Source organism: Acidovorax sp. LjRoot204 (genome assembly GCF_056175785.1).
Window position 1 is genome coordinate 26,453 of record NZ_JBGFFF010000035.1, and the last position, 7,362, is coordinate 33,814.

At 63.4% G+C, this 7,362-nt stretch carries 8 protein-coding genes; all 8 read left to right on the forward strand.

What is annotated here, in order from left to right:
- The first annotated feature begins 4 nt into the window (after positions 1-4).
- The gene (locus tag AC04MI_RS09070) at positions 5-1,108 is read left to right on the forward strand and encodes a VanZ family protein (RefSeq protein ID WP_436079279.1); all 1,104 of its coding nucleotides are present in this window, start codon (positions 5-7) and stop codon (positions 1,106-1,108) included.
- Between the two features lie 98 nt (positions 1,109-1,206).
- On the forward strand, positions 1,207-1,566 hold the full coding sequence (locus AC04MI_RS09075; protein ID WP_015012182.1) for a (2Fe-2S) ferredoxin domain-containing protein: 360 nt from the start codon (positions 1,207-1,209) through the stop codon (positions 1,564-1,566).
- An 87-nt stretch (positions 1,567-1,653) separates the two neighbouring features.
- Positions 1,654-2,304: an alpha/beta hydrolase gene (locus AC04MI_RS09080; protein WP_436079278.1), complete on the forward strand. Its 651-nt coding sequence runs from the start codon at positions 1,654-1,656 to the stop codon at positions 2,302-2,304.
- A 97-nt stretch (positions 2,305-2,401) separates the two neighbouring features.
- The gene (locus AC04MI_RS09085) at positions 2,402-3,571 is read left to right on the forward strand and encodes a D-alanyl-D-alanine carboxypeptidase family protein (RefSeq protein ID WP_436079277.1); all 1,170 of its coding nucleotides are present in this window, start codon (positions 2,402-2,404) and stop codon (positions 3,569-3,571) included.
- Positions 3,572-3,835: 264 nt separating this feature from the next.
- Positions 3,836-4,213 carry a 30S ribosomal protein S12 gene (gene rpsL, locus AC04MI_RS09090; protein WP_015012185.1) on the forward strand — a complete coding sequence of 126 codons (378 nt, stop codon included), beginning with the start codon at positions 3,836-3,838 and terminating at the stop codon, positions 4,211-4,213.
- 175 nt (positions 4,214-4,388) lie between these two features.
- The gene (gene rpsG / locus AC04MI_RS09095; protein WP_476497661.1) at positions 4,389-4,862 is read left to right on the forward strand and encodes a 30S ribosomal protein S7; all 474 of its coding nucleotides are present in this window, start codon (positions 4,389-4,391) and stop codon (positions 4,860-4,862) included.
- A gap of 149 nt (positions 4,863-5,011) precedes the next feature.
- On the forward strand, positions 5,012-7,114 hold the full coding sequence (gene fusA / locus AC04MI_RS09100) for an elongation factor G (RefSeq protein ID WP_476497662.1): 2,103 nt from the start codon (positions 5,012-5,014) through the stop codon (positions 7,112-7,114).
- A 142-nt stretch (positions 7,115-7,256) separates the two neighbouring features.
- A partial coding sequence (locus tag AC04MI_RS09105; protein ID WP_229726451.1) for a GTP-binding protein occupies positions 7,257-7,362 on the forward strand: 106 nt, incomplete at its 3' end.

Genomic DNA, 7,362 nt, shown 5'->3' on the forward strand with positions numbered 1-7,362 from the left:
GCGCATGCACAAAACCTCTGCCTGGCCGCTCGCGCTGACGTATACGGCGCTGATCGTTTTTGCCAGCCTGTTCCCGTTTGACGGGTGGCGCGAGCAGGGCATCGATCCCCTGGTCTTCCTGCTGGCCCGGTTGCCCCCGCCGTACTGGACGGGGTTTGACGTGGTCACCAACCTCGTGGGTTACGCGCCCCTGGGCTTTTTGCTGGTGCTGGGCCTGTTGCGATCGGGCTGGCGGCGTGTGCTGTGGGCGATGGCGCTGGCCACGCTGGTGGGCACGCTGCTGTCGCTGTGCATGGAATTTCTGCAGATCTACCTGCCCCGGCGCGTGCCCTCCAACCTGGACCTGGCGCTCAACGCGCTGGGCACGCTGGCCGGTGCGCTGAGCGCCGCGCTGCTGGAGCGCCTGGGGGCGCTGGACCGCTGGAGCGACTTCCGGGCGCGCTGGTTTGTGTCCGACGCTTCGGGCGGCATGGTGCTGCTGGCGCTGTGGCCGCTGGCGCTGCTGTTTCCGGCCGCGGTGCCCTTTGGCCTGGGCCAGGTGCTGGAACGGCTGGAGGCCGCGCTCATCGATCTGCTGGCCGATACGCCGTTCCTGGAGTGGCTGCCCCTGCGCGAGACCGAGCTGGACCCGCTGTCACCCAGCGGCGAGCTGCTGTGCGTCGCCCTGGGGCTGCTCATCCCCTGCCTGCTGGGGTATTGCGTGATCCGCCAGATGGGGCGGCGCGCCCTGTTTGCGCTGGCGGTGGTGGGGGTGGGCATTGTGCTGACCGCGCTGTCCGCCGCACTCAGCTGGGGCCCCGTGCACGCCTGGGAGTGGATGGACCTGCCCGTGCGCGTGGGCGTGTGGGCGGCGCTGGCGTTGGCCCTGCTGATGCTGGCCCTGCCACGCCGTGCCTGCGCTGCCGTGCTGCTGCTGGCGCTCACCTGGCATCTGGCACTGCTGAACCAGGCGCCCACCAGTGCCTACTTTGCCCAGACGCTGCAGATCTGGGAGCAGGGCCGTTTCATCCGCTTTTATGGCCTGGGCCAGTGGCTGGGCTGGCTGTGGCCCTACCTGACGCTGCTGTATGTGGTGTTTCGGGTGTCCCGGCGGGAGGGCGGGGCCTGAGTCGCAGGGCGATGGCCTCCGGCTTTCTGTGTGGCCGGGCAGGGGCTTGGGGCGTGGCCTCGCCCGCTGGGAGAGGCAGGGGTCCTTAAAATGCAGGGATGAGCGACACCCCTTCCGCACCGGCCGCAGCGCCCGGTTATTACCAGCGCCACATCTTCTTCTGCCTCAACGAGCGCACCAACGGGGAAGACAGCTGCGCGCACCACAACGCACAGGCGGGTTTTGACCGCTGCAAGGCCCAGGTCAAGGCCGCCGGGCTGGCGGGTGCCGGCAAGGTGCGTGTGAACAAGGCCGGTTGCCTGGACCGTTGCGCGGGTGGCCCCGTGGCGGTGGTCTACCCCGAGGGCACCTGGTACACCTATGTGGATGCGGCGGACATCGACGAAATCGTCGAATCGCACCTCAAGAACGGCCAGGTGGTGGAGCGTCTGGTCACGCCAGCGGAACTTGGCCGCTGAGCGCGGCTCCATCCCTGTCTTGGAACGATTTTGGCAGCAGGCGCTAGTGGATCATGCCCCTGCTGCTATTGATTGAGTAGCAAATCCGTGAATGCCCAGACCGAACGCCTGACCCTGTCCGGCCCCGCAGGCGCCATCGAGGCCGTGCGCGACAGCGCCACCCTGGCCGATGGCGCGGCGCCCCGTGGCGTCGCCATCATCGCCCACCCGCATCCGCTGTTTGGCGGCACCATGGACAACAAGGTGGTGCAGACCCTGGCGCGCGCGTTTGTGCAGTGTGGCTGGACGGCGGTGCGCTTCAACTTCCGCGGCGTGGGCGCCACGGCCGGCGTGTACGACGAAGGCCGGGGCGAGTTGCAGGACCTGCTGGCGGTGGTGGAGCAGGTGGCTCCCGCCGCCAAGGGGCAACCCCTGGCGCTGGCGGGGTTTTCTTTCGGTGCGTTTGTCACCAGCCATGCGCTGGAGGCACTGTGGCCCACGCAGCGCGTGCAGAAGGCCGTGCTGGTCGGCACGGCCGCCAGCCGCTTCACGGTGGCCCCGGTGCCGCCCGACGCCCACCTGCGCACGCTGGTCGTGCACGGCGAGCAGGACGACACCGTGCCGCTGTCCGCCGTGATGGACTGGGCCCGGCCCCAGATACTGCCTGTCACAGTCGTCCCCGCGGGGGGGCATTTCTTTCACGGACAATTGCCGCTTCTGAAGAACCTGGTGGTCCGCCACCTGCAATCGGGCGCCTGAGGGGCGCCGCCCGGACCGGCTCCGGCCGTCTGCCGTCCTCCCTCTCCCGCCGTCTCTCCCACCCTTTTTTCGAGCCTCTCCAGCCCCCTCCTGCCCCATGAAACGAATCCTGTCTGCGTTGCGATCCCTGGCCGTCTTTGCTGCGGTGGCCCCGGCTGCCTTTGGCGCCCTGGCCCAGGCGCCCCAGCCCCCCGAAATCGCCGCGCGCACCTACCTGCTGGTGGATGTCACCGCCAACCAGGTGCTGGCCGCCAAGGACATCGACGCGCCGGTGGAGCAGGCCTCGCTCACCAAGCTCATGACGGGCTACCTGGTGTTCGACGCCCTGCGCTCCAAGAAGATCGCGCTGGACCAGAAGCTGCCCGTGAGCGTGCGCGCCTGGAAGATGCCCGGCTCGCGCATGTTCATCGACCCCAAGATGCAGGTGCCGGTCGAAGACCTCATCAAGGGCATGATCGTGCAGTCCGGCAACGACGCCACCATGGCCCTGGCCGAAGGCGTGGGCGGCACGGCCGAGAACTTCGTCAAGCTCATGAACGACCAGGCGCAGGCGCTGGGCATGAAGGGCACGAGCTACAAGAACCCCGAAGGCCTGACCGAGCCCGGCCACACCACCACGGCGCGCGACCTCTCCGTGCTGGCCATGCGGCTGATGAAGGACTTCCCGGAGTACATGCACTATTACTCCACCAAGCAGTACAGCTACCCGGGTACTCCGGCATCGAACGGCAGCAACCGCAATTCGCTGCTGTTCCGCGATCCCACGGTCGATGGCCTCAAGACCGGCCACACCGCTGCGGCGGGCTACTGCCTGGTGGCCACGTCCAAGCGTGAATTCCCAGGCGTGGGCCAGCGCCGTCTGCTGTCCATCGTGCTGGGTGCCGCAAGCGAAAACGCGCGCGCGAACGAAAGCCAGAAGCTSCTGAACTGGGGCTACACCGCGTTCGAGGCGGTCAAGTTGTTTGACGCCGGCAAGCCCGTGGCAACCCCTGCCGTCTGGAAGGGCAAGGACAGTGTGCTGAAGATCGGCCGCGAAGAAGCCATCGTGGTGGCGGTGCCGTCCGGCAGCGCCGGCAAGATCACCACCCAGATCGCCCGCCCCGATCCGCTCGTGGCGCCCTACACCAAGGGCCAGGCCATCGGCACCCTCAAGGTCATGCTGGGCGACCAGTCCATCGGCGAAGTGCCCCTGGTGGCGCTGGAGGCCGTGGAGCAGGCCGGCATCCTCGGCCGYGCCTGGGAYGCCATCCGSCTCTGGATCAAGTGACCCTGCGTCGCAGAAGGTAGCGAGCCACTTCTGAAACCATAGCTGGCTGCGCAGGTCCGGCATATGCCGGACCTGTTTTTCGCTCCTTTTGCGGCCAGTTCCTGTCAGATCACCGGGATGGCTGCAGGTGCCAGAAACTGCTGCAAGCCGCAGTGGGCTTGCCTTTCAGGGGGCACCCTGCTACATTAGAAGGCTTTTCGGAATTTCCGAAGGGATTCACGTTTTCGCTTTCACGAAGCAAATTCACGTTTAGGGACGTATTTCATGCCAACCATTAATCAACTGGTCCGTCAGGGGCGCGAGGTCGAAAAGACCAAGTCCAAGAGCCCTGCGATGGAAAACTCTCCACAGCGCCGTGGCGTGTGCACCCGTGTGTACACCACGACGCCTAAGAAGCCTAACTCCGCTCTGCGTAAGGTCGCCAAGGTGCGCCTGACCAACGGTTTTGAGGTGATCTCCTACATCGGCGGTGAAGGCCACAACCTGCAGGAACACAGCGTGGTGCTGGTTCGCGGCGGTCGTGTGAAGGACTTGCCCGGTGTGCGTTACCACATCGTGCGTGGCTCGCTGGACTTGCAAGGCGTGAAAGACCGCAAGCAAGCCCGCTCCAAGTACGGCGCGAAGAAGCCAAAGGCCAAGTAAGCCCTGGCCCTTTCGGTCTGAAGAATTTTCGGTGCTGTTTTTCCGCGTGGCGCGGAGGTGCAGCGTAGTGACCCCAAACGCAGGTGTTCTGCGCGGGTCGAGTAAGTGGGAGTCCAGAGATTGGCTCTCGCGGTGTCTGAAAAGATGCCAACTGAAGCAAAGATAGAGGTAAAAAATGCCACGTCGTCGCGAAGTCCCCAAACGTGAAATCCTGCCGGATCMCAAGTTCGGCAATGTAGAGCTGTCCAAATTCATGAACGTGATCATGGAAGGCGGCAAGAAGGCAGTTGCAGAGCGCATCATTTATGGCGCCCTGGAACTGATCGAGAAGAAGCACCCCGATAAGGACCCTCTGGAAGCCTTCACCGTTGCCATCAACAACGTGAAGCCCATGGTGGAAGTGAAGTCCCGCCGCGTGGGCGGTGCCAACTACCAGGTGCCCGTGGAAGTGCGCCCTGTCCGTCGTCTGGCCCTGTCCATGCGCTGGATCAAGGAAGCCGCCCGTAAGCGCGGTGAAAAGTCGATGGCCCAACGCCTGGCCAACGAACTGCTGGAAGCCACCGAAGGCCGTGGCGGCGCCATGAAGAAGCGYGACGARGTGCACCGTATGGCCGAAGCCAACAAGGCATTCAGCCACTTCCGCTTCTAAAACGCGGATTTGCCCTGATATAGGCCCAAGGCTGCTGGCGTTTTGCCTGCAGCCTTGTGTCGATTTCAGGCAGTCACAAAATTGACGGGTTGCAGCGCCAGAATGCTGGGCCCGCCCCCCGAATAACACGACCCATCCAAGGATCCACCATGGCTCGCAAGACCCCCMTCGAGCGYTACCGCAAYATCGGYATCTCSGCSCACATYGACGCYGGCAAGACCACSACGACCGAGCGYATYCTKTTCTACACCGGCGTGAACCACAAGATTGGTGAAGTGCACGACGGCGCGGCCACCATGGACTGGATGGAGCAAGAGCAAGAGCGTGGCATCACGATCACCTCGGCTGCSACSACCTGCTTCTGGAAGGGCATGGACATGTCCTTCCCAGAGCACCGCATCAACATCATCGACACCCCCGGYCACGTGGACTTCACSATTGAAGTGGAGCGGTCCATGCGCGTGCTGGACGGTGCCTGCATGGTGTACTGCGCCGTGGGTGGCGTGCAGCCCCAGTCGGAAACCGTCTGGCGCCAGGCCAACAAGTACAAGGTGCCACGTCTGGCCTTTGTGAACAAGATGGACCGCACCGGTGCCAACTTCTTCAAGGTTGTGGACCAGATGAAGCTGCGCCTGAAGGCCAACCCTGTGCCAATCGTGATCCCGATCGGAGCTGAAGAAAACTTCAAGGGCGTGGTCGACCTGCGCAAGATGAAGGCCATCATCTGGGACGAAGCCTCCCAGGGCATGAAGTTCAACTTCGAAGAAATCCCGGCCGATCTGGTGGCAACTGCCACTGAATGGCGCGAGAAGATGGTCGAAGCCGCTGCTGAAGCCTCTGAAGACCTGATGAACAAGTACCTGGAAGAGGGCGATCTGTCGGAAGAAGAGATCACCCAAGGCCTGCGTACTCGCACCATCGCTGGTGAAATCCAGCCCATGCTGTGCGGCACTGCGTTCAAGAACAAGGGTGTGCAGCGCATGCTGGACGCCGTGATCGAACTCATGCCTTCGCCGCTGGACGTGCCTCCAGTGCCTGGCTTCGACGAAGACGACAAGGAAGTCACCCGCAAGGCGGACGACAACGAGAAGTTCTCCGCCCTGGCATTCAAGCTGATGACCGACCCGTTCGTGGGTCAGCTGACGTTCGTGCGTGTGTACTCCGGCGTGCTCTCCAAGGGCGACACCGTGTACAACCCCGTGCGTGGCAAGAAGGAACGTATCGGCCGTATCGTGCAGATGCACGCCAACGAGCGCCAGGAAGTGGACGAAATCCGCGCCGGTGACATCGCTGCCTGCGTGGGTCTGAAGGACGTGACGACCGGTGAAACCCTGTGCGATCCAGCCGCCGTGGTGACGCTGGAGCGCATGGTGTTCCCTGAGCCTGTGATCCGTCAGGCTGTGGAACCCAAGTCCAAGGCCGACCAGGAAAAGATGGGTATCGCCCTGTCTCGCCTGGCCGCTGAAGATCCATCGTTCCGCGTGCAGACCGACGAAGAATCCGGCCAGACCATCATTGGCGGCATGGGCGAGCTGCACCTCGAAATCATCGTGGACCGCATGAAGCGCGAATTCGGTGTGGAAGCCAACGTGGGCAAGCCCCAAGTGGCTTACCGCGAAACCATCCGCAAGACGGTGGAAGAAGCCGAAGGCAAGTTCGTGCGCCAGTCCGGTGGTAAGGGTCAATACGGCCACGTCGTGCTCAAGATCGAACCCAACGAAGCCGGCAAGGGCATCGAGTTCGTGGACGCGATCAAGGGCGGTGTGGTGCCTCGCGAATTCATCCCGGCCGTGGAAAAGGGTATCAACGAAGCTGTGACGCAAGGCGTGCTGGCTGGGTACCCCGTCGTSGACGTCAAGGTCACGCTGCACTTCGGTTCGTACCACGATGTGGACTCGAACGAACTGGCGTTCAAGATGGCTGCCATCTTCGGCTTCAAGGAAGGTTGTAAGAAGGCCGGTCCGGTCATTCTGGAACCCATGATGGCCGTGGAAGTGGAAACGCCTGAAGACTACGCCGGTAACGTGATGGGCGACCTGTCCAGCCGTCGCGGCATGGTGCAGGGCATGGACGACATGGTCGGTGGCGGTAAGGCCATCAAGGCCGAAGTACCCCTGTCCGAAATGTTCGGCTACTCCACGACCCTGCGCTCCATGTCGCAAGGCCGTGCCACCTACACGATGGAATTCAAGCACTACAGCGAAGCACCTCGCAACGTGTCTGAAGCCATCATGGCAGCGCGCGCCAAGTAAGTAAGCACTTCGCCCGGGCCCTCGTGGTCCGGGCTTTGTTTTGTCTGCGATCCGGTGCCACTCTGTTCCCTGTGCGGAGTGAATCAGCAACCAGATGCAGACGTAAAACCACTACACAGGGATTGCTCTTTGGAGAATTGAAATGGCAAAAGGTAAGTTTGAACGCACCAAGCCCCACGTGAACGTGGGCACGATCGGTCACGTGGACCATGGCAAGACGACGCTGACGGCAGCTATCGCTACCGTGC